The following is a 24,599-nucleotide window of genomic DNA, read 5'->3' on the forward strand; positions in this document are numbered from 1 at the left end:
ATACGCCTGTCGCGTGGCGGGCGAAACCCCCGTCAGAAGAAGCTCAGAGGATCGTGCGCTCGACCACCCAATAGGCGCCGATGGAGGCGATTATCAGCGAGACCGGGATGGCGATCGCCTTGCGATACCATGCGCGCGACATGAACCAACCCACCAGCGAAAACGCGATGAGGATGACCATCAACTGCCCGATCTCGACGCCGATGTTGAAACCGACCAGCGCATAAAGGAACCGACCCGAGGCGATGCCGTAATCCCCCAGCACCGATGCAAACCCCAGCCCGTGCAGCAGGCCGAACACGAAGACCAGCGCCGTGCGCCCCTTGATCGTGCCAAAGCCGAGCGTGTTCTCGATACCGACGAAAACGATGGTCGCCGCGATCAGCGGCTCGACGATGCTGGCCGGGACCGTCACCACACCCGTGGCCGCCAGGGCCAGCGTGATGGTATGGGCCACGGTGAAGGCCGTCACCTGCCACAAAAGCGGGCCAAGCTGCGTCGCGAAAAAGAACAAGCCCAACACGAACAGGATATGGTCCAGCCCCAGCGGGACGATGTGTTCGACGCCCGCACCGATATAGCGGAGGAAAACGGCCCCCGCGGTTTCTGTCAGGACAGCGGCGCGGGGCAGTTCGGGCGTCATTTCGCCCACCCCCAGGAACCCCTCGTAGGCGTCCTCGCCTCCGCCGACCTGCCGGGGAATGAACGTCCCGAACTGCGGGGCAAGGCCAACCCGCACGCCCGCGTCACCCGGTGGCAGTTCGGCCCCGACCGTCAGGATCGAGTCGCGTGGCAGGTCGAGGTTGCCGACCGCAGGGATCTCGACCGAAACGATGTCGGGCGTTACAAGCTCTCCCTCGACCTCGATCAGAAAGCCACGCTGGATCCGGGGCCACGCGTCCCGCAGGGCGGCTTCCAGCCGCTCCGGGCCAAGGGTTCGCAAGCGGTCGTAGATCGCGGCCTCGGGCGCGGTGTTCGTGTTGTCGATCTCGGCCAGATCGATCCCTGCGATCAGGCTTTCCAGGGTCACGATCAGGCGCAGCGTGACACGCTCGGCCCCCACTTCGACATCGGCTATGGTGGGGCGGATCTCGTGTGATGCGGCTGGCAAAACCGTGAGAAGCAATGCCATTGACACAAGCGCGTGGCGAACGACCTTCATAGCCGACATGAAAAAGGATTTCCCGATGATGAGATCTGTTTTCGCCCTGACACTTGCCGCGATTTCCCTCGGCGGCAAGGTCGCGGCGCATGAATTGTGGATCGACCCGGCCGCCTATCGTGTCGATCCCGGCAGCACGGTCGAGGCGCAATTGCGCGTCGGGACGGAGTTTCAAGGCGTGCCGCAGGCCTATATTCCCCGCCGCGCGGTCCGGCTGGATGTTGTCACAGGCGATGAGGTCCGGCCCGTCGATGCGCGGATCGGCGACATGCCTGCCTTCTCGATGGCCGAGATGCCCGAGGGGTTGGCGGTTCTCGTCTATGAGACCACCGCCTTCGATCTGACCTGGGAAACGTGGGAGCAGTTCGTCAGCTTCGTCGAACACAAGGATCTCGGCGATGCCGCGACGATGCAGGCCGAGCGCGGGCTCGACCAGATCGCTGTCCAGGAACACTACTTCCGCTTTGCGAAATCGCTGGTCGCCGTGGGCGACGGCGCAGGTGAAGACCGGGTGATGGGCTTGCGCACGGAACTTGTCGCCTTGGCCAACCCCTACACCGACGATCTGTCGGACGGGATGCCCGTGCAACTCTGGCTCGACGGCGCGGTCAGGGCCAATACCCAGATCGAATTGTTCAGCCAAGGCCCGGATGGCGAGGTCGAGATCACGCTGCATCGAACCGACGCGGTGGGCATTGCCGTTCTGCCGGTCGAAGCCGGACACGAATACCTGGTCGATGCGGTCGCGATCGAAGCGATGGACCCGGCGGAAGGCGCGGAATGGCGCACCCTATGGGCCAGCCTGACCTTCGAGGTGCCCTAAGACGCTGCCGATCCCTTGCCGATCCCCCGCGCGCACGCTATCGAAGCGCCGGACCGAGAGGAGTGCCAGATGGAAAAGTTCACCAAGCTGACCGGAATCGCCGCGCCGCTGCCGCTGATCAATGTCGACACCGACATGATCATCCCCAAGCAGTTCCTGAAGACGATCAAGCGCTCGGGCCTTGGTGTAAACCTCTTCGACGAAATGCGTTATGACGACAACGGCGAGGAAATCCCCGATTTCGTGCTGAACAAGCCGGCTTATCGCAACGCCCAGATCCTGGTCGCCGGTGACAATTTCGGCTGCGGGTCCTCGCGGGAACACGCGCCCTGGGCGCTTCTGGATTTCGGCATCCGCTGCGTGATCGCGCCCAGCTTTGCGGACATCTTCTTCAACAACTGCTTCAAGAACGGCATTCTGCCGATCGTTCTGCCGCAGGAAGAGGTCGACAAACTGATGGACGATGCCGAACGCGGCGCGAACGCGATCATCAGTGTCGATCTCGAGAACCAGACGATCACCGGCCCTGATGGCGGCTCGATCAGTTTCGACGTCGATCCCTTCCGCAAGCATTGCCTGTTGAACGGCCTCGACGATATCGGGCTGACCCTTGAAAAAGCGCCGTCCATCGACGCGTTCGAGACGAAATCCGCGCAGGAACGCCCGTGGGTGTAACGCCCCCTGCACATCTAACCTGATGCAATTCGGTGACACTCGCCCCGCCAAAGCGCGGGGCGTTTGCGTCTGAATCCAAGGGTTTGCTTGCCAAAATAAGGCAAATCTGGGCAGCTTTGTGGCAAAAATCGGGCAGGATGAACTGCACTGTGGCCAATTTTCGCAAAATTGGACCTGGCAGGACATTTGCTTGACCAAATTGTTAGCGAGAAGTCGGGGTAACCGGCTCTTGATGTTGAGGTAGAGGTAGTGATTTCTCAGCTTGCAGGTGCTGTGCTGAGGGCGTTCATCACGTTGATCGTGATCGCGACCCCCGCGCTTATGATCCCCGGCACAACGACCGAGGGCGCCCAGATGGTCATGCTGGTCGGCCTGACTTTGTCGGTTTTCATCGGCGTCGAATACGCCGCGGTTTTTCCGGGCCTCGTCGAGTTTCGCGATGCCCCGCCCTTCAACCGCGTACGCATCCTGTCGCTGTTTCTGTCCCTTTTCCTGCTCAGCATCGTGGTCACGGCCGAGCAGGGGCAATCCAGCCTCGCGCTGATCGTCAACGCGTTTGGCCTGATGATTTCTCGCGCCCTCGACTTTCCGTTCAGTCCGATGAACCTGATCATCGAGCAACTGCCCGAGGGCATCGACCCGTTCCTGCTGGACAAGATCCGCGGAATGGCCGGCATCTCTTTACTGGTGGCCGTGGTCTCCATGATCGTGTTCGCGCTGCTGGTCCGGTTGCATCAATGGCCGGCACGGGGGTTCGCCTTCAACGTCTGGGTGAATCTGCCGACCTTCGATCCGACGACCGGTGGCGACATCATCAAGCGCCTGCGCCGGGACAGCCGCGTTAACCTTATCTTAGGCTTTTGCACCCCTTTCCTTCTGCCGGTGGTGGCGGTCCTTGCGGCCAACCATATCGACGCGGCCGTGCTCTCGTCGCCGCACACCTTGGTCTGGGGTCTGACGCTGTGGACATTCATACCGCTCAGCATGTTGATGCGCGGCCTCGCCATGGGTCGGATCGCGGACATGATCGCACAGCGCCGGGCCCGGCTGACGGCAGCCATCGGCGCCGACGCGCCCAAATCGGTCGCTATGCCTGGCTAACGGTTGCACTCCTGCTGACCGCGGGCCCGACGACAGCCGAAGATCTGAGACTCGCGCAATACCATACCGACCTGTCGCGCCGCGGCCCGGGCCTGCTGCTGCGCGATATCCTGTCCGGCGATGACCCTCAGGTTCTGGCAACGCTCTCGGTGATCGCCGCTGCCCAAGCCGATATACTCCTGCTCCAGGGCATCGACAGCGACGCTGGCGGCGCAACTGCAGGCGCGCTGGCCGGGGTGCTGGCCGAGCGTGGCCTCGCCTATCCGCATCACCTGTCCTTGCCGGTGAATTCAGGCGTGCCGACGGGCCACGACATTGACGGGGATGGGATATCGACCGGGCCACGCGATGCCCATGGATATGGCTGGTTCACCGGGCAGGGCGGCATGATGCTCTTGTCCCGGTTCCCGGTCGAAGCCGTCCGCGACTTCAGCAGCTTTCTTTGGGCGGACCTTCCGGACAGTTCAGCCGCATTGGTCACACCAGACGAGGCACTGGATGTCTTACGACTGCATTCTGTCGCGGCTTGGGATGTGGCCGTTCTGGTCAACGGCAGGCCATTCCACATTCTCGCAAGCCACGCCTCGACGCCTGTCTTTGACGGGCCGGAGGATCGCAACGGCCTGCGCAACGCGGATGAACTGCGATTCTGGTCGCTATACCTGGATGGATGGTCCCCCAATGGCGCTGCTTTTAGCTCGCCGGACTTCGCGTTGATGGGAACGCTCAATGTCGACCCCGAGCGCGGAGAGGGGCAGCGTGAGACCTTGCGCAATCTGCTGGCGCATCGCGCACTGCAAGACCCACGGCCGACGCGGGCCGATGGCGGCACCGCAACCGCCGATTGGACCGACCCGGTACCCGGTGACTTGCGGGTCGATTACATCCTGCCGTCCGCAAATCTTGCAGTTGGCGCCGCGCGTGTCCTCTGGCCGGATGGCACGGAACCGGACGATCTGGGCGAGGCCGTTGAAACGCCGTCTGACCACCGGCTTGTCTTCGTCGATATCGATTTCTGACCTCTCGTTTCGGCACTTCCTCGGCCCGTGCGTTTCTTGACCCTTCCGACGCGGCAGGCTAGGCGACAGCAACGCTTCTTGAACAAGGAACATCGCGCCATGACGAACCGCTCTCTCCTGATCCTTCCCGGCGATGGGATCGGCCCCGAAGTGATGGCCGAGGTGCGCAAGATCATCGACTGGTTCGGGACGCAGGGCATCGCGTTCGACGTCAGCGAGGACCTCGTCGGAGGCGCGGCCTATGACGCGCATGGCACACCGCTGCATGACGACACGATGGCAAAGGCGCAGGAGGTCGACGCCGTCCTGCTGGGCGCCGTGGGTGGCCCGAAATACGATGTGCTGGATTTCAGCGTGAAGCCCGAGCGCGGCCTGCTGCGCCTGCGCAAGGAGATGGACCTTTACGCAAATCTGCGCCCGGCGCAGTGTTTCGATGCGCTGGCGGATTTCTCGTCGCTGAAGAAGGACGTCGTTGCCGGGCTCGACATCATGATCGTGCGCGAACTGACCTCGGGCGTCTATTTCGGCGAGCCGCGTGGCATCCACAAGGAAGGCAACGAGCGCGTCGGCATCAACACGCAGCGCTACACCGAAAGCGAGATCGCGCGCGTGGCCCGCTCGGCCTTCGAACTGGCGCGCAAGCGCGGCAACAAGGTCTGCTCGATGGAGAAGGCCAACGTGATGGAATCGGGCATCCTGTGGCGCGACGTGGTGCAGGAGGTGCACGATGCCGAATACCCCGATGTCGAGCTGTCGCACATGTACGCCGACGCCGGCGCCATGCAGCTGACCCGCTGGCCCAAGCAGTTCGACGTGATCGTGACCGACAATCTGTTCGGCGACCTTCTTTCGGACCTTGCGGCAATGCTGACCGGCAGCCTTGGCATGCTGCCTTCGGCCAGCCTTGGCGCGCCGATGGCCAATGGCCGGCCCAAGGCGCTGTACGAGCCGGTGCACGGCTCGGCCCCCGACATAGCCGGTCAGGGCAAGGCGAACCCGATTGCCTGCATCCTCAGCTTTGCCATGGCGCTGCGCTACTCTTTCGACCTCGGCGACGCGGCCGACAAGGTGGAGAAGGCCGTCGAGGCCGTTCTGGCCGATGGTCTGCGCACTGCCGATCTTTTGGGCGAAGAGGGCACCACCCCGGTCAGCACTGCCGAAATGGGCGACGCCATCGTCGCGAAACTGGCCGCAAGCTGATGTTTCCGGCGGGCGGGGGTTTACGCCCCTGCCCACCTGCGAAAGGCTCGGGCCACGATGTCCGACAACGGTCATCTCAAAGGCGTTCTGCTGGCGCTGGTCGCCTTCGGCGTTTTCTCGACCCATGACGTGGTCGTCAAATATCTTGGCGGGTCGTACTCGCCCTTTCAGATCGTGTTCTTCAGCGTGCTGTTCGGGTTCCCGCTGGTCACGATCATGCTTCTCAGGGACCGGGCCGAGGCGAACCTGATCCCCAAGCATCCCGTCTGGGCCGCAGCGCGGACCTTGGCAGCAGTCGTCACGGGCGCCTGCGCCTTCTACGCCTTTTCGGTGCTGCCGCTTGCGCAGGTCTATGCCATTCTCTTCGCCTCGCCCCTGCTGATCACGGTGATGGCGATTCCGCTGCTGGGGGAACGCGTCGGCATTCGCCGTGGTCTAGCCGTGGCCGTTGGGCTTGCCGGGGTCATCGTGGTTCTGCAACCGGGTCAAACCGACTTGACCGCCGGGCATGGCGCGGCCCTGCTGGCGGCATGCACAGGTGCCTTCGCCTCGATCGTCGTGAGGAAGATCGGGCGCGAGGAACGGCCCGTCGTTCTGATCCTCTACCCGATGATGGCGAACTTCATCCTGATGGGGGCGGCCCTGCCCTTCGTCTATCAGCCCATGGCAGGGCAGGACGTGGCCGGGCTTGCCGTGATCGCGGCCTTTGCCCTGATCGGGTCCAGTTGCCTGATTTTCGCCTATCGCCACGCGCCAGCGATCATGGTCGCGCCGATGCAATACTCGCAGATCCTTTGGGCCACGCTGTACGGGGTTCTCCTGTTTGACGAGGCACTGGATCGGGCCACGCTGATCGGGGTTTCGATCATCATCGCATCCGGACTCTACATCGTCTTGCGCGAGGAACGGCGCGGCGCGTCTTCCTCCACGCCCGTTCTGCGCACACGCCAGCGGCCGGGCATTCCTGGCGCGCCCCGAATTTCGCCGTTCCTGCGGGATAAGCGGCGCGACGACGACCACGAAGCATAGTGGTGCGAACCCCCTTGCAAAGGCCTGCGCACGGCGCTATCCCGCGCGGCACGGTCGGAGTGTAGCTCAGCCTGGTAGAGCACTGTCTTCGGGAGGCAGGGGTCGGAGGTTCGAATCCTCTCACTCCGACCAGTTTTCACAGTGAGTTTCAGCACAAAAAGACAGTGCTCTTAGGTTCAATGAACCTTGGGCCACCCCTTGAGTGCAACATCATCGCTTGCCGAAGCCTAGCACGTCCGCTGCCTTCCTGAGGTGCTGCGGGCTGAAGCGTGCATAGGTCGAAGCGGTGACCCGCCCAGCCCCGTCACATGATGACGTGGGCCAGTGCTCAACATGCTGCTGCCGCGCGTTTGGGACGAGAGATCCCCGTCCTTTGCCACCTGATCGGCGCTGACGGAAACTCGGTGCTCGGCATACCGCAGGACGAGCTTGCCAGAACACTGGACGTGGCCGCCGATTCAATCCCGGCCACCGTGATCGGCATTTTCCGGTTCTGGCGCGCGCAGACGTAACTGCGTCAACCCCGGCCTCGTCAACAGACCCAGCTTCTACGCCCCTTGGAGAGCTGGGGGCATCGTTGGGAACTGACGGATAATCGCGTAGTCGATGACGTCAGGCTGCCAGACGAGAGCAGCCTGACCGAGAACGAAAAGGCGTGGGTTGCGTTCATCCGTCTCCTGGCTAACACCTCCGATCCGGCACCTGCGCGGCACCGAATTCAGACACTCGGCGGGGTTCTTGGCGTCGAATGACCGGGCGCACGCCCTGTCAGAGCGTGCGGCCAGGACGTGCCCCCGTAGGGGCGCCGTCGGACCACACCTTGCGGCCGTTGACCCACGTCCCGTGAATACCATGGGCAGGCGCAACAGGGCTTTCGAAGGTCGCGGCCTCGGCAATGCGATCGGCATCGAACAGCACAAGGTCAGCGAACTGACCCTCGGCGATGCGCCCACGCCCTGTCAGACCAAACCGATCGGCCGGCATCGAGGTCATGCGCTGAACAGCGGTCTCAAGCGGGAACAGACCGACATCGCGCACATAGTGGCCCAGAACGCGGGGGAACGTGCCCCAGACCCGCGGATGAGGATGCTTGCCGCGCGCGATCCCGTCAGAACAAACGATTGTCTCCGGATAGGTAAGGATCCGGCGCACGTCGCCCTCGTCCATGACAAAGAAGATTCCGGCGGCCGGCAGCAGCCGTTCGACTGCCGTGTCCAGATCGACCCCCCAGTCCTGGGCAATGTCAGCAAGGTCGCGGCCGGAGTGCTCGGGATGGGTCTCGCTGTCTGCCACGATCACCCGTGTCGCCTGCCTGTGCCGACCTGAGTTGAGCATGGTCGAAGATGCGATCCACGGCGTGGTGTCGAGACCGACATCCTGATGCAAACGGGCGGCATCGATCATCCCGAGCGTCGTCTCGGAGAGCCCGTGGTTTGCGAGGCCCGCACATTTGTGATGCGAGACATGAACCCCGCAACAGGCCTTGCGACCGATCTCGAACGTTTCCTCCAGCGCCTCTACAACCCTGTCGCCTTCGTCCCGCATGTGCGTGACGTAGAGTTTGCCATGCGCCTGCGCGACCTCCGCCATCGCGATCAGCTCCGCAGTCGGTGCAGCGCGGGCCGGCGGATAGAATGTTCCGGTGGACAGCCCCGCGCCGCCTTGTGACAGAGCGTCGTCGAGGCTCTTGCGCATCGCGGCCAACTCGGCGGCATCGGCAGCGCGCCCGAGATCCGCAACCTCGTTGATGCGCAAAGTGCCGTGGCCGATGAGGCAAGCGGCGTTGACCGCTGGCGGCGCATCGTCGAGCCTGCGGCGATAATCGCCATAGCTGGCGAAGCGAGGTGCCTGCGCTGTCAGGATCAGGCCGAGCGGCGCTGGCAGCGATCCGCGCGCGGTCAGGGGCGCGATCGAGAAGCCGCAGTTCCCGTTGATGATGCTGGTCACACCTTGACTGGTCATGCACGCCATGTCGGGGTCCGTCAGGACGATCTCGTCGTGGTGGACGTGTGGGTCGATGAAGCCCGGAGCAAGCACGAAACCGGTGCAGTCATGCTCGGTGCCGCCGCTCCACTCTTCCAGCGTCCCGACGGCCACGATACGGTCATCCCTAACGGCGACACTGGAGGTAAAACGGGGCGCGCCGGTGCCGTCGATGACGGTGGCGTTGCGGAACACGATGTCGGCCTGCATGGGGTCTCCGATAGCGGTTGTTGAAAAAGTCAGCGCGGCGGCGGCGGCATGTCGCCCGAGTGCGGTGCCGCCGCCATCGCGTCTTCCGGGGGTGTCTCGCCCTGCGGCCCGGGATCACCGAGCACACGCGCGACCAGATGGATCAGCACGAAGACGATCATCAGCGGCACCGAAACCGCGACGAGAATGGTGGGGAAATCGAGCGTCTGCGCCATCATCCGCGAATGCCGGACCAGAAAGCTGCGTTCCGGGTTCATGCCCGGGCCATAGAAACTGTGCCACAGGATCGGCAAAAGGTAGACCAGCACCACCATGGCCTGGATCATGCCAGCGGCCACCGCCAACAGCGGTGAGGTTCCAGGCCCCCGTGCCGATGCCCCCGAGAACAGCGCCGGATCAAACCGGCGCTTGAAGGATAGCGTGGCCCCCATCAGCCCGGCCCAGATCATGGCATATCGCGCCAGCTCCTCAGTCCAGGGCGGCGGTGCATTCAGGACATAGCGGGCGAGCACCTGGATCATTACGACGACGACCAGCGCCACGAGAAAGAACATGGCAGCGGCACCGGCCAGCCGGTCGATCCCGTTGCTGAGCGCAAAGACACCTGTCTTGACATGTCGCAGCATGATGGCGGCCTCCGGTGAGGCCGGCTCCCGCTATACGGGAGCCGGCGAGTTGGCTCAGTCTCGCACGGATGCGACGGCGTCGATGAAGGCCTGCAGATGATCAGGCTCCATCACGTCATCCCACGTGGGGCGGGTGGCGGCGACCATGTCTTCTCGCTCGCCTTCCTCTAGGGTGGAGAGGGTGACGCCTGCATCCACATGCCGTTGCTCGACGATGCCCGACCAGTTCTCGATCCATTCACGGTTGGCGGTGATACCTGCCTCGATGGCGGCGTCGATCTGGGCCTGCTCCTCATCGGAGAGTGCGCCATACCAGTCTTCGGAGACCAGGATGATCCGGGTCGATGGTGCGATGCTGGCCTGCGTGAAATGGCGCAGAAACTCGGTATGTCCGGTCCGGATGGCCGAGTTCGGCGGGTTGAGGTAGCCATCCGCCACCCCGGTCTGGATGGCGTTGGGCACTTCGGCCCAGGACACGACCGTGCCAGAGGCGCCAAGCGCCTGGATGTATGCGAGCTGTTCGGCGTTCAACGCGCGCAACCGCAGGCCCTGAAGATCCTCCATCGTGGTCACCGGCACCGAGGTGTTGTGGATGCCGATGGGCATCCCGATGTAATTGAAACCGGCCAGCCGAATGCCGTTGGGAAGCAGCGGTTCATTCATCATTGGCAACAGGTCAGTCTGGGCCATCACCGCGTCGAACTCGTCCGCGCTCTCGAACATGAAGGGGAGTGCGACGCCGCGCATCATCGGGCTCATGCCGTATGGCGTTGAGGCGGTTGCGAGATTCACTTCCAGCAGGCCTTGGGCGATCTGGTCGAAACGCTCACGCTCGCTGCCCAGTGTATTCGAAGGGAACACCGACACGGTGAACTCGGTGCCGTCCAGCGCCTCTGAGAAGCCTTCGATGAACGCCGCTTCGGCGTTGGTCTCGGGATCGTTGGCTCCGTTAAGCGCGATCTTGACGTCGATGGCAAAGGCTGGCGCCGCGACAAGCAGACCCGCGAGGGTCGTCATTACGAGATGTTTCATCTTTCTTTCCTCTCCTGTGGTGATCGTTATCTCAGCCCAAGCGTCGTCGGGAGCCAGAGGCTGATTTCGGGATTAAATGTCAGCAGCATCAACACGCCCATCTCGGCCAGCAAGAACGGCAGTGTGACCCGGATCAAGCGCCAGTAATCCATGCGCACGACGGTCGCGAGGATGAGCAACACACCCCCCAAGGGCGGCGACAAAAGCCCAACGGTAATGTTGAAGCAGATGACGATGCCCAGATGCACCGGGTCGATCCCCATGGCGATGGCAACCGGCACAAAGATCGGCGCAAAAAGCGCCACCGCCGCCTTCACATCCATCACCATGCCAGCCAGCAGGAACAGGACGTTGATCATCATTAGGTATTGCAGCGGCCCAACGCCCCAATCGTCGATCTGCCCCGCGATGGCCTGCGGCCACTGCATCAGCGCGGCGAGGTAGCTGAAGGTCGAGATCGCGCACAGGATGATAAACAACGCCCCCAGCAAGACGCCGGTGCGGTGCAGGCTGGCGACGATGTCGGCGGGCCCCAGGAGACCGTAGGCTATCCCGATCAGCAGTGACGCGACCACGGCCACAGCCGCCGCTTCGGCCGGCGTCATGAGACCGAACAGGGTGCCGCCGAGGATGATCACCGGCAAGGTGAGCGCCGGCAGCGCCTTCAGGAAAGACGGCAGAATTCTGGGCAACTCCATGTCTTTGCCTCCAGGATGGTCATCCCGCCAGGCGTAGAAGGCGTTCATCACCATCAACACGGCCGCCAGCAAGAGCCCGGGCACGACGCCCGCCGCGAACAACGCGGCGACCGAGGTGTCCATCAACGCGCCGTAGAAAATCAGGATCGAGCTTGGCGGAATGATCGGACCGATGATGGAGGAGGCACCGGTGATGGCGGCCGCATAGTCGAGCGAGTAGCCGCGCCGGCGCATCTCGGGGACAAGGGAATTGCCCAGGGCCGCTGCATCCGACACCGCCGAGCCGGACACGCCGGCGAAAAAGACACTGGTCAGGATATTCACATGCCCCAGCCCGCCCTTCAGCCGGCCGACCAAGGACATGGAGAAGTCGATCAAGGCGCGCGCCAAACCACCCCGGTTCATAAGGTCGCCCGCCAGGATGAAGAGCGGCATCGCCAGAAAGGCGAACACGTCGAGCTGGCTGAATAGACGCTGCGGGAGCACTGCCATGTAACGGACGTTGTCCGACAGAATAAAGGTCAGCACCGCGGCGGCGCCGATGGCATAGGCGATGGCCGCGCCCGAGAGTACCGCCAGAACCACAAACCCCAGAACGATCGCTACTTGCATGATGCGCCTTTTTTGCGTCTCACCGGTTTTCAACGCTAGGCGCAGGACATCTCATCCAAAACAAAAAGAATTTGCTCAACCCATAGCCTATGGCTATTCCTTGGGCATGGATGAACGCGCCATCACGCTCCAACGACTGCAAGCGTTTTCCGCTGTCTACGAGTGCGGGTCGATTACCGGCGCGGCGAAGGCGATGTCGGTCTCGCAGCCGACGGTCAGCAAGCATGTGCGTGACCTGGAGGCGGCGCTCGGGGTTGGATTGTTCTTGCTGCAGCGCGGTCGGGTGGTGCCCACGGCCGAGGCAGATTTCCTCTACGTCGATAGCCGGTTTATCGGCGAGGGGTTGCGACGATTGCGTGCCACGGTGCAGGACCTGCACACCGGTGCTGGACGGCGGCTTTCCGTAATCAGCGTCGGATTGCTGGCACAGCGCCACCTGCCGCGCGCGCTTGCCGCGCTCAGGGCGGCGCACCCTGCGCTGTCGCTCGATATCACGCTCGGCAATGCGCTGGAGCAGCTGGCCGCCCTTCGCTCGGGCCAGGCGGACCTCGGATTCTGCGCCGGGCTGGTGGAAGCCGCTGATCTGTGGCGAACCCGCATCGGTCGTGGCAAACTGGTTCTGCTCTTGCCCCGCGACCACCCGCTGGCAAGCCAGTCCAGCGTCCCAGAGGCAGCGGTGCGCGAATTGACGGACTGCATCGCAATGCCGGGCGATCGACCCTTGGGGAAACTTGCCCGAACTTTGCTGCCGGATCTCGAGGAGGTCGCAGGATCGATCACCTGTTTCTCGCTCGAAGCGATGCTGCCCCTGTGTGCTGCCCTTGGCCGACCCGCCGTCGTCGACTCCTTCACGGCCGCGCAGATATCGCCCGATGGGCCTCTGGTTGTGCGCCCCCTAGATCCAGCACCCGAGTTCAATGTCTACGCCTTTTCCCGCCGCCCACCCGATAGCATGGGCATGCCGGCGCGGCTGATCACAGCGATGACGACAACACTGGCCGAGACACAATAGGCCCAACAGGCGGCAGAGTGACCCCCTGATGCTTACCGCGCGGCGAACGGGTAGGTATTGGCCCGGTCGAGGCGCGTATAGGGCAATCGCGTCAGATCAGCGGGGCCGTGGTCCGGCGTGTCAACAATGACGATGCGCTCTGCCAGCGGTTCATAAACGGCGCGAAAATGCGTCTTGGAACGCAGAACGATGGTCGAGAAATCGCGCATTTCCTGACCAAAGATCGTAAAGGCATCTTCATCGACGGCAAAGGCAAAGGCGCTGACCAGGCTGACCGTGACACCACCGATCCGCACCAGGGCCGTCATGCCCAGATCGACCTCCATACCGGTCAGCATCGGTCCCGACATTTCGTAGCGCAACGGACCGCAGCGCAGAACCTCGCATTCATACACCCGGCGCGGCCCTGCCGCGGGCGAACTCCAGCCGCCGATCTCCAGCTCCACGCGTGCGCCCTGCCCTGCGGCATGGGCGGCCTGCGCAGCCGCGCTGTCCCACAGCATCGGCACAGCCACCCCATCTGCCCCGGCGTCGACAAGGGCCGACAACAGGTAAGTTGAGTCATTCGTCCGGTCCGCATGCTCCAATAACACCAAGGGGCGCGCTGCTGGCGGTTCAAGAGCGAGCGCCACTGCCTCGTCCACCGAATGCACGCGCTCGGGGCGATACAGGGCCTCTTTTTGCGCGCCGATAAGATCAGAAATCTCGTCGGCGGCCGCCGCCGCGGCGACGGCATCATCGGCAACCGCGATGACTGAGAAGCCGGTATTGTGCGCGTCGGCGTAGGAAAAGCCCGCCATGACGGAGATGTCGAGCCAACCGGGACAGCTTGCTTCCATCTGCCGAGCCCGCGCGATGATACCAGCCAAAGGCGGTCGCGCGGTGGCACTGAAGATACTTGGCACCGCCAGCCCCGGTCGCGCCACCGCCATCGCGGGTCGCACCCCGTCCCTAAGCATACGCACGATGCACCGCGCGGCCCGCCGGCCAGTCTCGCCCATGTCGGTATGCGGCGAATGGTGATAGCCAAAGGCCGCGTCGGCCTGCGCCAGAGTTCGGCTGTCGATGTTGCCATGATAATCCAGCGCGACAACCACCGGAATGTCAGGCCCGACCGCGTCACGGACCAGATCTATGAAATGCCGCTCGACATCTTCGAATCCCTCCGCCCAAGACGCGCCATGCAGGTGCAGCAGCACACCGTCCGGCGAAGTCTGCCGAACACTTTCGGCGATCTCGTTCGAGAAGGCGAGTACCGCGTCATCAGAGGCCGGTCCGAGCGCCCCGAGATAGGTGTAGACCAGTGGAGCGATCTCCATCTCCGCATCGCGGACTATGTCGATGAAGCCGCCGATTGCCGTGTTGGTTCCTTGCCACGCGGCAATCAGATCGGCCCCCCTGGTCGCCGCTTCCTCGAAATCGGCGCGCGACGACACTTGCGGCAGGAACGCCGCTGATTCGATATGAAAACCCGCGAGTGCGATCCGCATTTCATTTCCTTTCGCGGCCATTGAGAGAAAAGGTCAGCGCTGTTCACGGACGTCGCCAACTCGACCTGCCGAAGACCACTGATGTTAGCGGGCCTTGTGCAGTGGCGACCGCAAGCCGGGACGTCCGAAGGGTCCGTGTTTCCACCGAAACACGACGACAGGTTAGAGTATCGTCATCGCCGCCCACAACCGCACATGTGCCGATCATGGCCCCAAAGACTTTGATCAGGCAGCCCCCCAACAGGTGTGCCAATGCCCAAGCCACAACATGGGGAATTCGTGGCGCCGACGCTGCCTTTGAACACGACAAGGAATGGCCAGATCTCCATCGCCCGAAGGATCGATGGGAGAAGACCCAGGAAATCCCACAGCGGCTCATGGGGATGTGTTCTGGCGCCACCGATCCCCGGCGCGCAAATTTGCCTCTGTCGGCCGAAGCGAGAATGCCGGACATCCTCTATCCCGTGGTATCCGGCGATAACGTCTGTCGGGAAAAATCACCATTTGAAGTTAACCGATGCCAACTTTTCGTCGCCTGCGCGACAACCGCAACGTCAATAAAACCTGGCCTTTCGAGCGGTCAGTTGACAGATTTGACCCAATGCGCGTTTCTCGTTTCTCGTGATTGACAGGTATCACACACCTGACGGCTTCACGTGTGGCGAACCACGGTGCATGAAAGAAGGCTGAATCGCCAAACGGCGCACTGGCAGCATGCCTCCAGATGCGATCATGATTTCCCGCGTTTGCTGCGCGGATCATGCGCAGAAACCTTGGGCTTCGGCCCGGCTAAGGTCATTTTTCCTATTTCGGCTGTCCACCAGAACCCAAGGCCGGGGCGATCTCCTGTCCCACGCGGCAAAGGTGGCGCCGGACCGGGTTGCAGGGTTGACCCCGGCGCGGATACGGGGACGATCAGCACCGGGAAAAAGAACACGACAACAGGGACGGATCAGATGACCATGAAAGCCACTCTACTCCTGGCCTCGATGATTGCGCTTGGAAGCGCGGCGTCCGCCGAGACACGCATCGGGATGATCACGACGCTTTCGGGAGGGGGCGCATCGCTCGGCATCGATGTGCGCGACGGTTTCCTGCTCGCGCTGGAACAAGCCGGCCGAGATGATATCGAAATGATCATCGAGGATGACGAGCGAGCGCCTGACGTCGCCGTTCAGCTTGCCGATCGGATGATCCAGGCCGAGGACGTGGACATCATGACCGGCATCATCTGGTCGAACCTGGCCATGGCCGTCGTGCCCTCGGTGACGGCGCAGGATGTGTTCTACCTCTCGCCCAACGCAGGCCCCTCGCAACTGGCGGGGCGCGGCTGCCATCCGAACTACTTCAACGTGGCCTGGCAGAACGACAATCTGCACGAGGCCGCGGGCGCCTATGCCAACACGGCGGGCTACACCAACAGCTTCATCCTGGCACCGAACTACCCCGCCGGGCAGGACGCCCTGTCGGGCTATCAGCGGTTCTACGAAGGTGAGCTGGCCGGGGAGCTGTACACGCAGTTGGGCCAGACCGACTACGCCGCCGAGATCGCCCAGATCCGGGCCTCGGGTGCGGACAGCGTGTTCTTCTTCCTGCCGGGTGGCATGGGGATCTCGTTCCTGCGGCAGTATGCGGATAGCGGGCTCGATATTCCCGTGATCGGACCGGCCTTCTCGTTCGATCAGGGCATTTTGCAGGCGGTCGGCGCGGATGCCCTGGGCGTCGTCAACACCTCGCAATGGTCGCCCGATCTTGAGAACGAAGCGAACGTGGCCTTCGTTTCCGCCTTCGAAGAGGCCTATGGCCGTATCCCGTCGCTCTATGCCAGCCAGGGCTTCGACACCGCGAACCTGATCCTCTCGGCGCTGGAGGTCGCGGACCCCAACGAGGATCCGGACGCCTTCCGCGAGGCGCTGCGCGCGGCCGATTTCGCCTCGACCCGTGGCGAGTTCACCTTTGGACCGAACCACCACCCCATCCAGGATATCTACGTCCGCGAGGTGGTGCAGGACGGTGAGATCTTCACCAACCGCCTCATCGGCGTGGCCCTCGAAGATCGCGGCGACGCCTATGCAGACGACTGTTCGATGTGATCCACGATCAGAGTGAAACACTGGGGCCGGTCCGCAGGGGCCGGCCCCAACGCGTGAGGTAAGGCCAATATGTCCGCGATCCTGATCGTCGAACAGGTGCTGAACGGGCTTCAGTTCGGGGTCATGCTGTTCCTGATGGCTGCGGGGCTGACGCTGATTTTCGGCGTGATGGGGCTGATCAACCTCGCCCACGGGTCGCTCTACATGATCGGCGCATTCATTGCTGCGACGGTTGCCGGGCTGACGGGCTCGTTTCTGCTGGCCGTCGTCGCGGCGATGGCAGCCGGGGCCATGGCAGGCGCCCTCATTGAGATGACGGTAATCAGGCGGCTCTACCATACCGACCACCTTGACCAGGTGCTTGCGACCTTCGCCTTGATCCTCATCTTTTCCGAGGGGACGCGGGCTCTGTTTGGGTCTTTCCCCCTCTACCTCGACACGCCTGCTTTGCTGTCGGGGCCGGTAACCCTGCCGGGCGGCATCGAATACCCGCGCTATCGGCTGGCGCTGATCGCGGCGGGGCTGGCCGTAGCGCTTGGCCTGTGGCTGCTGATTGCGAAGACCCGCATCGGCATCCAGATCCGCGCCGGTGAGAACGACCGCGAGATGATCGCGGCCCTCGGCGTGGATATCCGCACGCTTTACACCTTCGTGTTCGCCTTGGGGGCCGCCCTCGCGGGTTTGGCCGGGGCGTTGGTCGGTGCAATTCAGTCGGTGCAGGTCGGTATGGGGGAACCCGTGCTGATCCTTGCCTTCGTGGTTATCGTGATTGGTGGCATCGGCTCGATCAAGGGGGCCTTCGTCGGGGCCCTGATCGTAGGCCTGACGGACACGTTGGGCGGTGTCTTCCTGCCAGAGGTCTTCAAGCTGTTCATGGAGCCGGCATCGGCCACCCAGATCGGCGCCTCGCTGTCGTCGATGGCCATTTACCTGCTGATGGCGGCCGTGCTGATCTGGCGCCCGACCGGCCTGTTCGGGGTGCGCACATGACCCGCGAAGGTTACGTCAACTCTGCCCTTGTCGCCGCGCTGATCGGTGTGCCGCTCTGGGCGCATGTCGCGGGCGAGCCATTTACGATCACGCTGGCCACACGTGCGGTGATCTTTGCGCTTGCAGCCGTCGGATTGAACCTTGCCCTCGGGTTGGGCGGGCTGGTCTCACTGGGTCATGCAGTGTTTTTCGGGATCGGCGGCTATGCCATGGGCATCCTCGCCTATCACGCCCAGATCTATTCACCGATGCTCCCCGACACGCTGGCGATCGAGGGGACGAAATCCATGCCGGTGATCTGGCTGGTGGCCATCCTCTGCTCGGCGCTCGCGGCGTTCGTGATCGGGCTTTTGTCCCTGCGCACCACCGGCGTCTATTTCATCATGATCACCTTGGCCTTCGGTCAGATGTTCTACTACTTCACCATCTCCTGGAGCGCGTATGGCGGCGAGGACGGGCTGTCGATCTACATTCGCAACAGCTTTCCCGGCCTGAACACGCTCGACCCGATCCAGTTCTACGCCCTCTGTTTTGTGCTGCTCGGTGGGGCGCTCTGGCTGTCGGCCCGCATCGCGCGCTCGCCCTTCGGGCTCATGCTGAACGCGGCCCGCCAGGTGCCGCACCGGGTCGAAACCGTGGGCCTGAACGGGCAAAGGGCGAAACTGCTGGCCTTCGTCATCTCGGGGGCGATCACCGGTCTGGCCGGTGCGCTCTTTGCCGATCTCAACCGCTTCGTCAGCCCCACTATGTTCAGCTGGCACATGTCGGGCGAGATCATGATCTTCGTGATCCTGGGCGGTGTGGCGCGCCTGTTCGGGCCGGTGGCGGGTGCGGTTCTGTTCGTCGCGATGGAGCATGTCCTGGGCGACCTGAGCGACTACTGGCACATCTACCTCGGCGCCGTGCTGCTCGGCATCGTGCTGTTTGCCCGCGGGGGTGTGATCGGGCTTCTGGCAGGGCAGGCAAAAGGCCATGACTGAACCGGTTCTCGATATTCGCGGCCTGACGAAGCGTTTCGGCGCGCTCGTGGTGTCGGACGAGATCGACCTCAGCCTGAGGCCCGGCGAGATTCATGCCGTGATCGGCCCGAACGGCGCTGGCAAAAGCACGCTGATCGCGCAGATTTGCGGCACGCTTGCGCCCGACGCCGGAGTGATCCGCCTGAACGGGCAAGACGTGACACGCCTGCCGACGCGGGCCCGCGCCCGGATGGGCCTTGCGCGGACCTTCCAGATTTCGGCGCTGGCGATGGAGGATTCTGTCCTGCAAAACGCGATGCTGGGCACCCTGGGGGCGGCGGGCAACCCGTGGCGCCTGTTCAGCCGGGTGATCTCGGACAAGGCCTTGCGCGCATCGGCAGAGGCGGCGCTCGACCGGGTCGGTTTGCTGGGCAAGGCCGCGATGCGCACGTCCGACCTCAGCCACGGGGAACGGCGGCAGCTAGAGGTTGCAGTCGCGCTGACCTTGAAGCCGTCGGCATTCGTGATGGACGAACCCATGGCCGGCCTCGGTGCCGAAGGCGGGCAGCGGATGACCGCCCTGCTTGACCAACTCCGGCACGAGGCGCCGATCCTGCTGGTCGAACATGACATGGACGCCGTCTTTGCCTTGGCCGACCGGATCAGTGTGCTGGTCTACGGCCGCATCATCGCCAGTGGTCCGCCGGACGCGATCCGCACCGATGCCGCCGTGCGCGACGCCTACCTGGGAGAAGACGCGTGACGCTTCTGACCCTTGAAAACGTCACGGCCAGTTACGGCACCAGCCAGGCCCTGTTTGGCATGACCCTCAGCATCGATCAGAGCGAGGCGGTCGCCATGATGGGGCGAAACGGCATGGGCAAGACCACGACGGTGAAAACGATCTGCCGGATGCTGCCAGCCGAGGGGCAAATCGGTTTCGACGGGCGCGACCTTACCCGGCTGTCCAGCCATCAGGCCGCACGGCTGGGGATCGGGCTGGTGCCAGAAGGACGGCGCTGTTTCCGCGACCTCACCGTGGAGGAAAACCTGCTTGTCGCCGCACGGCCCGGACACTGGGACCTTGCGCGCATCTTCGCGCTTTTCCCGCGCTTGGGCGAGCGGAAGAAGCAACGCGCCTCGACGCTGTCGGGCGGCGAACAGCAGATGCTCGCAATCGGTCGCGCGCTGATGACGAACCCGCGTCTGCTGATCCTCGATGAAGCGACGGAGGGGCTCGCCCCGCTCATCCGCGCCGAAATCTGGGAAGCTGTCGCGCGTCTCAAGGCCGAGACAGGTCTCGCGCTTCTGGTCATCGACAAAACGCTGAAGGAGCTACGGCAAGTTGCCGACCGGGCTATCCTGATCACCCGCGGCCAGGTGGCCTGGGAGGGCGCTATGGCTGATTTGGATGCCGAAACGAGTGAGCGCTACATCGGTGTGTGAGGGGTTAATCTTTGCAGTGCGCCACTGCGGAATTCACTCGTTTGCTTGACATTGCCAATCTTTCATCCCAACTGACTTTGACAGCGATCAATGCGCAGTGTCGTGAAGATCGGTCCTGATTGTATGCAACAGTGTGGCGCGGCCTGCTCGTCCTATGCTGGTTTGGATCGTTCGCGAGTGCGACGTCGAATGGCTGCTGTTCCGGTGCAAGGAAACATGACATGACATTAAAAAAGATCCGGTCGAGGTCTCTCCGCTCCCTGATCGTTGCCCTGTTCACGGCTGCCTTGCCTTGGACCGGCATGGCAAGCGCGCAGTCGCATCTTGAACTGCAGCCGCAGGACGTCACCGAGTGGAAATCGGTCTACGGTCAGATCCAGCCGCGGCGGATGCTGCCTGCCCGGGCGCGGCTCGGCGGGACACTGGAAACGCTCGACGTGATCGAAGGAGATCGCGTCGAGGCAGGTCAGGTCATCGGTCGGGTTGTCGATGTGGCGTTGCAATTCCGCCTGGCGGCCAACGATGCCCAACTCGAAGCGCTCCGCTCGCAGCTTGCGAATGCCGAGACCGAACTCGCGCGTGGCGAGGAATTGCTCGCGCGCGGCGTCACTACCGTTCAACGGCTGGACGGGCTGCGCACGCAGGTCGAGGTCTTGCGCAACCAGATCGCGGCGGCTGAGGCCGAGGGGCGTGTGATCGGGCAGCAGTTGTCCGAAGGGGATATCCTTGCCCCTATCGCGGGTCGGGTCCTCACCGTGCCGGTCGCGGCCGGCGCCATCGTGATGCCGGGTGAATCCGTGGCGACGATCGGCGGGGGCGGCGTGTTTCTGCGGCTTGCGGTGCCCGAACGTCATGCCACCCTGATGCGCGAGGGCGACACCATCCAGATCAGCCCGGGGGCAGAGGACGACGCAATCGAGGGCAGGCTGGCGCGCGTCTATCCGCAGATCGAGAATGGCCGCGTGCTGGCCGATGTCGAGGTCGAAGGCGTTGACGACCGCCTGGTCGATGCGCGCGTTCTGGTGCGTCTGCCGATCGGGTCGCGAGAGGCCTTCCTCGTGCCCGAAGCGGCGCTCGATCACCGTTTCGGCCTCGACTACCTGAGCCTCGGGGGTAACGATCCGCGCGAGCATGTCGTCCAGGTCGGCGACACCCATGTGGTCGATGGCGAGACGATGGTGGAAATCCTCGCCGGCGTGTCGGCGGGTGACATCGTGGTGCTGCCATGAGTGCGCCCGAAGCCGAGGACGGATACGAACCCGCCAAGCTGGGCATCGCCGGCGCGCTGACCCGTGCGTTCATCCAGTCGCCGCTGACCCCACTTCTGATGCTGGCGTCGCTTGCCATGGGCCTGATCGCGCTCATGTCCGTCCCGCGCGAGGAGGAACCGCAGATCTCGGTCCCCATGGTCAACGTGATCGTGCAGGCGCCGGGGCTGGTGGCCGATGATGTCGTGAACCTCGTCACCGAACCGCTGGAAGGCATTCTGCGGGCAATCCCGGATGTCGAGCATGTCTACTCGCAGACGCATGACTACCAGACGATGCTGACGGCGCGTTTCGTCGTCGGGACCTCGTCCGATGCGGCGATCTTGCGGGTTCATGAACGCGTGCGCGCCAACATGGATCGCATCCCGGTGGGCATTCCGGAACCCCTGATCATCGGGCGCGGCATCGACGATGTGGCCATCGTGACCCTGACGCTCAGCGCCGCGGACGGCAGCGAGGTCGGTGCGAACGCCCTGTCGGATATCGCGCGCGAATTGCGCGGGGAAATCCAGCGCATCGAGGATGTCGGCCTGAGCTATATCGTTGGCGAAGCGTCCGAGGCGATCCGCGTGACACCCGACCCGGAGCGGCTGGCGCTGTTCGGCGTGACCCTGCAACAGCTGGCGCAGAAGGTCGCCGGCGCGAACAGCATGATGAATGCCGGCACCCTCTATAGCGAGGGGGACGAGATCACCCTACTGGCCGGCCAAAGCCTTGTCTCGCCGACCGAGATCGCGGGGCTGTTGCTGACCACGCGGGACGAACGGCCCGTCTATGTCGGGGACGTGGCCGATATCTCCTTTGTCGAGGATATGTCGGACCATCGCGTGACCCAGATCACCCGGGGCGAAGACGGCGAACTTGACCGTCGCCCCGCCGTCACACTGGCCTTCGCCAAGCGCGCAGGCGCGAATGCCGTCACCGTGGCCGAGGAAATCCTGCACCGGGTCGAGGCGCTGGAGGGCTCATTGATCCCCGACAGCGTGCAGGTCGAGGTGACCCGTGATTACGGTGAGACCGCAGCGCACAAGGCCGACAAGCTTCTGCTGAAGCTGTTCCTCGCCACGCTCTCCATCGTTGTTCTGACGCTGCTGACCATCGGCTGGCGGGAAAGCATCGTGGTGGCCATCGTCATCCCGGTGACGATCCTTCTGGCGCTCTTCGCGGCCTGGGCGATGGGCTACACGCTGAACCGGGTGTCGCTGTTTGCGCTGATCTTCTCCATCGGGATCCTGGTCGATGACGCCATCGTGGTGATCGAGAACATCGCGCGGCACTGGGCGATGGGGGATGGGCGCAGCCGCATCCGCGCCGCCATCGACGGCGTGGCCGAGGTGGGCAATCCGACCATCGTCGCGACCCTGACGGTCGTGGCCGCCCTTCTGCCGATGCTGTTCGTGTCTGGCCTGATGGGGCCCTACATGAGCCCGATCCCCGCCGTCGCCTCCGCCGCGATGATCCTGTCCTTCTTCATCGCGGTCATGGTCACGCCATGGCTGATGATCAAGATTTCGGGCAAGGCGCCGGTGCATGGCCATGACGGGGCCCATGGCGGCACGCTGGGGCGCATCTTCCGCGCCGTCGCGCGCCCGGTCCTCAAGTCACGGCCCGGAGCGGCGCTGTTTCTCTTGCTGACGATCGTGCTGTCCTTCGGATCGCTCGGCCTGCTCTACACCCAGCATGTGACGGTCAAGCTTCTGCCCTATGACAACAAGGATGAGTTGGCCGTCGTCTTCGACCTGCCCGAGGGCAGCGCGCTGGAAGACACCGATGCCGTCGCGCTGGCCGCCGCCGAGATCGCGATGGGCCTGCCCGAGGTGCGTTCGGTCGAGACCTATGCCGGCACCGCCGCGCCCTTCAACTTCAACGGCCTCGTGCGCCACTACTTCATGCGGCAATCGCCCCATATGGGCGATATCCAGATTAACCTTGGTGACCGCGAACGGTCCAGCCACGACATTGCGCTGGACCTGCGCGAGCGACTGGCCGCGCTGGACCTGCCCGAGGGCACGCGCATCCGCACCGTCGAGCCGCCCCCCGGTCCGCCGGTGATGGCGACGCTTCTGGCCGAGGTTTACGGCCCCGACACGGAGACACGCCGCGCCGTTGCCCGCGAGGTGCGCGGCGCCTTCGAAAGCGTCGATTTCATCGTCGATATCGACGATACCTTTGCCACGCCCGCCCGGCGCATGCGCCTGCTGCTGTCCCCGGACGACCTGGAATTCTACGGCGTGACCGAAGCGGATGTGCTGAACACCATCGCGACGCTGAACGGCGCGCAGGTGGTGGGGTATTCCCATCGCGGCCTCGACCGTGACCCGCTGCCCATCGTGATAGGCCCCGACCGGGGCGACCGGGTGCTTGACGAGTCCTTCCTGTCGACGCCCGTGCCCGCCAACCTGCTGCCGGGCGCGCGCGGCGTGGTCGAACTGGGCGACGTGGTCGAGGTGATCGAGGAAAGCGCCTCGCCGATGATCTACCGCCGCAATGGACGCCCGGCCGAGATGGTGATGGGCGAGTTGGCAGGCCGGTTCGAAGCGCCGCTTTACGGCATCATCGCCGTTGGCGAGGCGCTGGACAGCCGCGACTGGGGCGACCTGCCCCAACCCGAGATCCTGCTGAACGGCCAGCCCGAGGATGAAAGCCATCCGTCCGTCCTTTGGGACGGCGAGTGGGAGGTCACCTGGGTGACCTTCCGCGACATGGGCGCCGCGTTCGGCGTGGCGCTTTTGGCCATCTACGTGCTGGTGGTGGCCCAGTTCGGCTCGTTCCGTTTGCCGCTTGTCGTGTTGACGCCGGTGCCCCTGACCTTCCTGGGGATCATGGGGGGGCACTGGTTGTGGGGCGCACCGTTCAGCGCGACCTCGATGATCGGGTTCATCGCGCTGGCCGGGATCATCGTGCGCAACTCGATCCTGTTGGTGGATTTCATCCGGAACGCCGATACCGAGGGCAAGACGCAGCTCGATATCCTGCTGGAGGCCGGGGCGATCCGGTTCAAGCCGATCCTGTTGACGGCCTTGGCCGCGATGTTCGGGGCCATCGTGATCCTGAGCGACCCGATCTTCCAGGGGCTCGCGCTGTCGCTACTGTTCGGCCTGCTGACCTCGACGCTGCTGACCGTGCTGGTGATCCCGGCGATCTACCGCGTGCTCAAGACCTGAAGGGGGC

General features: G+C 63.8%; 21 protein-coding genes and 1 tRNA gene. 16 read left to right on the forward strand and 6 right to left on the reverse strand.

Going from position 1 to position 24,599, the window contains the following annotated elements:
- Positions 1 to 43: 43 nt before the first annotated feature.
- A complete protein-coding gene (locus tag ABD923_RS11640; protein WP_259549050.1) occupies positions 44 to 1,132 on the reverse strand; it encodes a HupE/UreJ family protein in 1,089 nt (362 codons plus the stop codon).
- A 55-nt stretch (positions 1,133 to 1,187) separates the two neighbouring features.
- Here ABD923_RS11640 and ABD923_RS11645 point away from each other — a divergent pair, with 55 nt between their 5' ends.
- From ABD923_RS11645 to ABD923_RS11680, 8 genes are all read left to right on the forward strand, one after another.
- The gene (locus ABD923_RS11645) at positions 1,188 to 1,985 is read left to right on the forward strand and encodes a DUF4198 domain-containing protein (RefSeq protein ID WP_259549047.1); all 798 of its coding nucleotides are present in this window, start codon (positions 1,188 to 1,190) and stop codon (positions 1,983 to 1,985) included.
- Positions 1,986 to 2,054: 69 nt separating this feature from the next.
- The gene (leuD, locus tag ABD923_RS11650; protein WP_259549045.1) at positions 2,055 to 2,660 is read left to right on the forward strand and encodes a 3-isopropylmalate dehydratase small subunit; all 606 of its coding nucleotides are present in this window, start codon (positions 2,055 to 2,057) and stop codon (positions 2,658 to 2,660) included.
- Between the two features lie 354 nt (positions 2,661 to 3,014).
- The gene (locus ABD923_RS11655) at positions 3,015 to 3,761 is read left to right on the forward strand and encodes a hypothetical protein (RefSeq protein ID WP_259549043.1); all 747 of its coding nucleotides are present in this window, start codon (positions 3,015 to 3,017) and stop codon (positions 3,759 to 3,761) included.
- A gap of 110 nt (positions 3,762 to 3,871) precedes the next feature.
- Positions 3,872 to 4,780 carry an endonuclease/exonuclease/phosphatase family protein gene (locus ABD923_RS11660; RefSeq protein WP_345229504.1) on the forward strand — a complete coding sequence of 303 codons (909 nt, stop codon included), beginning with the start codon at positions 3,872 to 3,874 and terminating at the stop codon, positions 4,778 to 4,780.
- 99 nt (positions 4,781 to 4,879) lie between these two features.
- On the forward strand, positions 4,880 to 5,980 hold the full coding sequence (leuB, locus tag ABD923_RS11665) for a 3-isopropylmalate dehydrogenase (protein WP_259549040.1): 1,101 nt from the start codon (positions 4,880 to 4,882) through the stop codon (positions 5,978 to 5,980).
- Between the two features lie 57 nt (positions 5,981 to 6,037).
- Positions 6,038 to 7,009, forward strand: a complete 972-nt coding sequence (locus ABD923_RS11670; RefSeq protein ID WP_259549033.1) for a DMT family transporter — start codon at positions 6,038 to 6,040, stop codon at positions 7,007 to 7,009.
- Between the two features lie 55 nt (positions 7,010 to 7,064).
- Positions 7,065 to 7,141 (forward strand) — tRNA-Pro (locus ABD923_RS11675).
- A gap of 176 nt (positions 7,142 to 7,317) precedes the next feature.
- The gene (locus tag ABD923_RS11680; protein WP_259549032.1) at positions 7,318 to 7,521 is read left to right on the forward strand and encodes a hypothetical protein; all 204 of its coding nucleotides are present in this window, start codon (positions 7,318 to 7,320) and stop codon (positions 7,519 to 7,521) included.
- Positions 7,522 to 7,777: 256 nt separating this feature from the next.
- On the opposite strand, the gene ABD923_RS11685 is transcribed toward ABD923_RS11680, so the two are convergent.
- Genes ABD923_RS11685 through ABD923_RS11700 form a run of 4 tightly spaced genes read right to left on the reverse strand, consistent with a single transcriptional unit; the run spans position 7,778 to position 12,203 of the window.
- Positions 7,778 to 9,202, reverse strand: coding sequence for an N-acyl-D-amino-acid deacylase family protein (locus ABD923_RS11685; protein WP_259549030.1), 1,425 nt, complete (start codon positions 9,200 to 9,202; stop codon positions 7,778 to 7,780).
- A gap of 29 nt (positions 9,203 to 9,231) precedes the next feature.
- A complete protein-coding gene (locus ABD923_RS11690) occupies positions 9,232 to 9,828 on the reverse strand; it encodes a TRAP transporter small permease (protein WP_259549028.1) in 597 nt (198 codons plus the stop codon).
- 54 nt (positions 9,829 to 9,882) lie between these two features.
- On the reverse strand, positions 9,883 to 10,860 hold the full coding sequence (locus ABD923_RS11695) for a TRAP transporter substrate-binding protein (protein ID WP_345229482.1): 978 nt from the start codon (positions 10,858 to 10,860) through the stop codon (positions 9,883 to 9,885).
- Between the two features lie 26 nt (positions 10,861 to 10,886).
- Positions 10,887 to 12,203 (reverse strand): TRAP transporter large permease, encoded by a 1,317-nt coding sequence (locus ABD923_RS11700; RefSeq protein ID WP_345229483.1) that lies wholly within the window; start codon positions 12,201 to 12,203, stop codon positions 10,887 to 10,889.
- 73 nt (positions 12,204 to 12,276) lie between these two features.
- Between ABD923_RS11700 and ABD923_RS11705 the strand changes: the two genes are divergently transcribed.
- Positions 12,277 to 13,182, forward strand: a complete 906-nt coding sequence (locus tag ABD923_RS11705; RefSeq protein ID WP_259549024.1) for a LysR family transcriptional regulator — start codon at positions 12,277 to 12,279, stop codon at positions 13,180 to 13,182.
- 32 nt (positions 13,183 to 13,214) lie between these two features.
- On the opposite strand, the gene ABD923_RS11710 is transcribed toward ABD923_RS11705, so the two are convergent.
- Positions 13,215 to 14,672, reverse strand: coding sequence for a M81 family metallopeptidase (locus ABD923_RS11710; RefSeq protein ID WP_259549023.1), 1,458 nt, complete (start codon positions 14,670 to 14,672; stop codon positions 13,215 to 13,217).
- A 956-nt stretch (positions 14,673 to 15,628) separates the two neighbouring features.
- Between ABD923_RS11710 and ABD923_RS11715 the strand changes: the two genes are divergently transcribed.
- The 7 genes from ABD923_RS11715 (at position 15,629) to ABD923_RS11745 (ending at position 24,592) form a co-directional block, all read left to right on the forward strand.
- Entirely contained in the window at positions 15,629 to 16,765 is a 1,137-nt protein-coding gene (locus ABD923_RS11715) for an ABC transporter substrate-binding protein (protein ID WP_259549022.1), read from the forward strand.
- Positions 16,766 to 16,834: 69 nt separating this feature from the next.
- On the forward strand, positions 16,835 to 17,755 hold the full coding sequence (locus ABD923_RS11720; RefSeq protein WP_259549021.1) for a branched-chain amino acid ABC transporter permease: 921 nt from the start codon (positions 16,835 to 16,837) through the stop codon (positions 17,753 to 17,755).
- Positions 17,752 to 18,735: a branched-chain amino acid ABC transporter permease gene (locus tag ABD923_RS11725; protein WP_259549020.1), complete on the forward strand. Its 984-nt coding sequence runs from the start codon at positions 17,752 to 17,754 to the stop codon at positions 18,733 to 18,735. The genes ABD923_RS11720 and ABD923_RS11725 overlap by 4 nt, the downstream gene beginning before the upstream one ends.
- Positions 18,728 to 19,477 (forward strand): ABC transporter ATP-binding protein, encoded by a 750-nt coding sequence (locus tag ABD923_RS11730; protein WP_259549019.1) that lies wholly within the window; start codon positions 18,728 to 18,730, stop codon positions 19,475 to 19,477. Before ABD923_RS11725 ends, ABD923_RS11730 begins: the two co-directional genes overlap by 8 nt.
- Positions 19,474 to 20,160, forward strand: a complete 687-nt coding sequence (locus ABD923_RS11735; protein WP_259549018.1) for an ABC transporter ATP-binding protein — start codon at positions 19,474 to 19,476, stop codon at positions 20,158 to 20,160. Before ABD923_RS11730 ends, ABD923_RS11735 begins: the two co-directional genes overlap by 4 nt.
- Positions 20,161 to 20,381: 221 nt before the next feature.
- Positions 20,382 to 21,389 (forward strand): efflux RND transporter periplasmic adaptor subunit, encoded by a 1,008-nt coding sequence (locus ABD923_RS11740; protein WP_259549016.1) that lies wholly within the window; start codon positions 20,382 to 20,384, stop codon positions 21,387 to 21,389.
- The gene (locus ABD923_RS11745; RefSeq protein WP_259549014.1) at positions 21,386 to 24,592 is read left to right on the forward strand and encodes an efflux RND transporter permease subunit; all 3,207 of its coding nucleotides are present in this window, start codon (positions 21,386 to 21,388) and stop codon (positions 24,590 to 24,592) included. The genes ABD923_RS11740 and ABD923_RS11745 overlap by 4 nt, the downstream gene beginning before the upstream one ends.
- The last annotated feature ends 7 nt before the right edge of the window (positions 24,593 to 24,599 follow it).

This window comes from [Roseibacterium] beibuensis (assembly GCF_039542305.1).
In the GTDB taxonomy this organism is placed as follows: Bacteria; Pseudomonadota; Alphaproteobacteria; order Rhodobacterales; family Rhodobacteraceae; genus Roseibacterium; species Roseibacterium beibuensis.

Bases quoted from the DNA above. Each gene is read 5' to 3' on its own strand.
- ABD923_RS11640 (WP_259549050.1), bottom strand. From the start codon at position 1,132: ATGGCATTGCTTCTCACGGTTTTGCCAGCCGCATCACACGAGATCCGC.
- ABD923_RS11645 (WP_259549047.1), top strand. From the start codon at position 1,188: ATGATGAGATCTGTTTTCGCCCTGACACTTGCCGCGATTTCCCTCGGC.
- leuD (WP_259549045.1), top strand. From the start codon at position 2,055: ATGGAAAAGTTCACCAAGCTGACCGGAATCGCCGCGCCGCTGCCGCTG.
- ABD923_RS11655 (WP_259549043.1), top strand. From the start codon at position 3,015: ATGGTCATGCTGGTCGGCCTGACTTTGTCGGTTTTCATCGGCGTCGAA.
- leuB (WP_259549040.1), top strand. From the start codon at position 4,880: ATGACGAACCGCTCTCTCCTGATCCTTCCCGGCGATGGGATCGGCCCC.
- ABD923_RS11670 (WP_259549033.1), top strand. From the start codon at position 6,038: ATGTCCGACAACGGTCATCTCAAAGGCGTTCTGCTGGCGCTGGTCGCC.
- ABD923_RS11680 (WP_259549032.1), top strand. From the start codon at position 7,318: ATGATGACGTGGGCCAGTGCTCAACATGCTGCTGCCGCGCGTTTGGGA.
- ABD923_RS11685 (WP_259549030.1), bottom strand. From the start codon at position 9,202: ATGCAGGCCGACATCGTGTTCCGCAACGCCACCGTCATCGACGGCACC.
- ABD923_RS11690 (WP_259549028.1), bottom strand. From the start codon at position 9,828: ATGCTGCGACATGTCAAGACAGGTGTCTTTGCGCTCAGCAACGGGATC.
- ABD923_RS11695 (WP_345229482.1), bottom strand. From the start codon at position 10,860: ATGAAACATCTCGTAATGACGACCCTCGCGGGTCTGCTTGTCGCGGCG.
- ABD923_RS11705 (WP_259549024.1), top strand. From the start codon at position 12,277: ATGGATGAACGCGCCATCACGCTCCAACGACTGCAAGCGTTTTCCGCT.
- ABD923_RS11710 (WP_259549023.1), bottom strand. From the start codon at position 14,672: ATGCGGATCGCACTCGCGGGTTTTCATATCGAATCAGCGGCGTTCCTG.
- ABD923_RS11715 (WP_259549022.1), top strand. From the start codon at position 15,629: ATGACCATGAAAGCCACTCTACTCCTGGCCTCGATGATTGCGCTTGGA.
- ABD923_RS11720 (WP_259549021.1), top strand. From the start codon at position 16,835: ATGTCCGCGATCCTGATCGTCGAACAGGTGCTGAACGGGCTTCAGTTC.
- ABD923_RS11725 (WP_259549020.1), top strand. From the start codon at position 17,752: ATGACCCGCGAAGGTTACGTCAACTCTGCCCTTGTCGCCGCGCTGATC.
- ABD923_RS11730 (WP_259549019.1), top strand. From the start codon at position 18,728: ATGACTGAACCGGTTCTCGATATTCGCGGCCTGACGAAGCGTTTCGGC.
- ABD923_RS11740 (WP_259549016.1), top strand. From the start codon at position 20,382: ATGACATTAAAAAAGATCCGGTCGAGGTCTCTCCGCTCCCTGATCGTT.
- ABD923_RS11745 (WP_259549014.1), top strand. From the start codon at position 21,386: ATGAGTGCGCCCGAAGCCGAGGACGGATACGAACCCGCCAAGCTGGGC.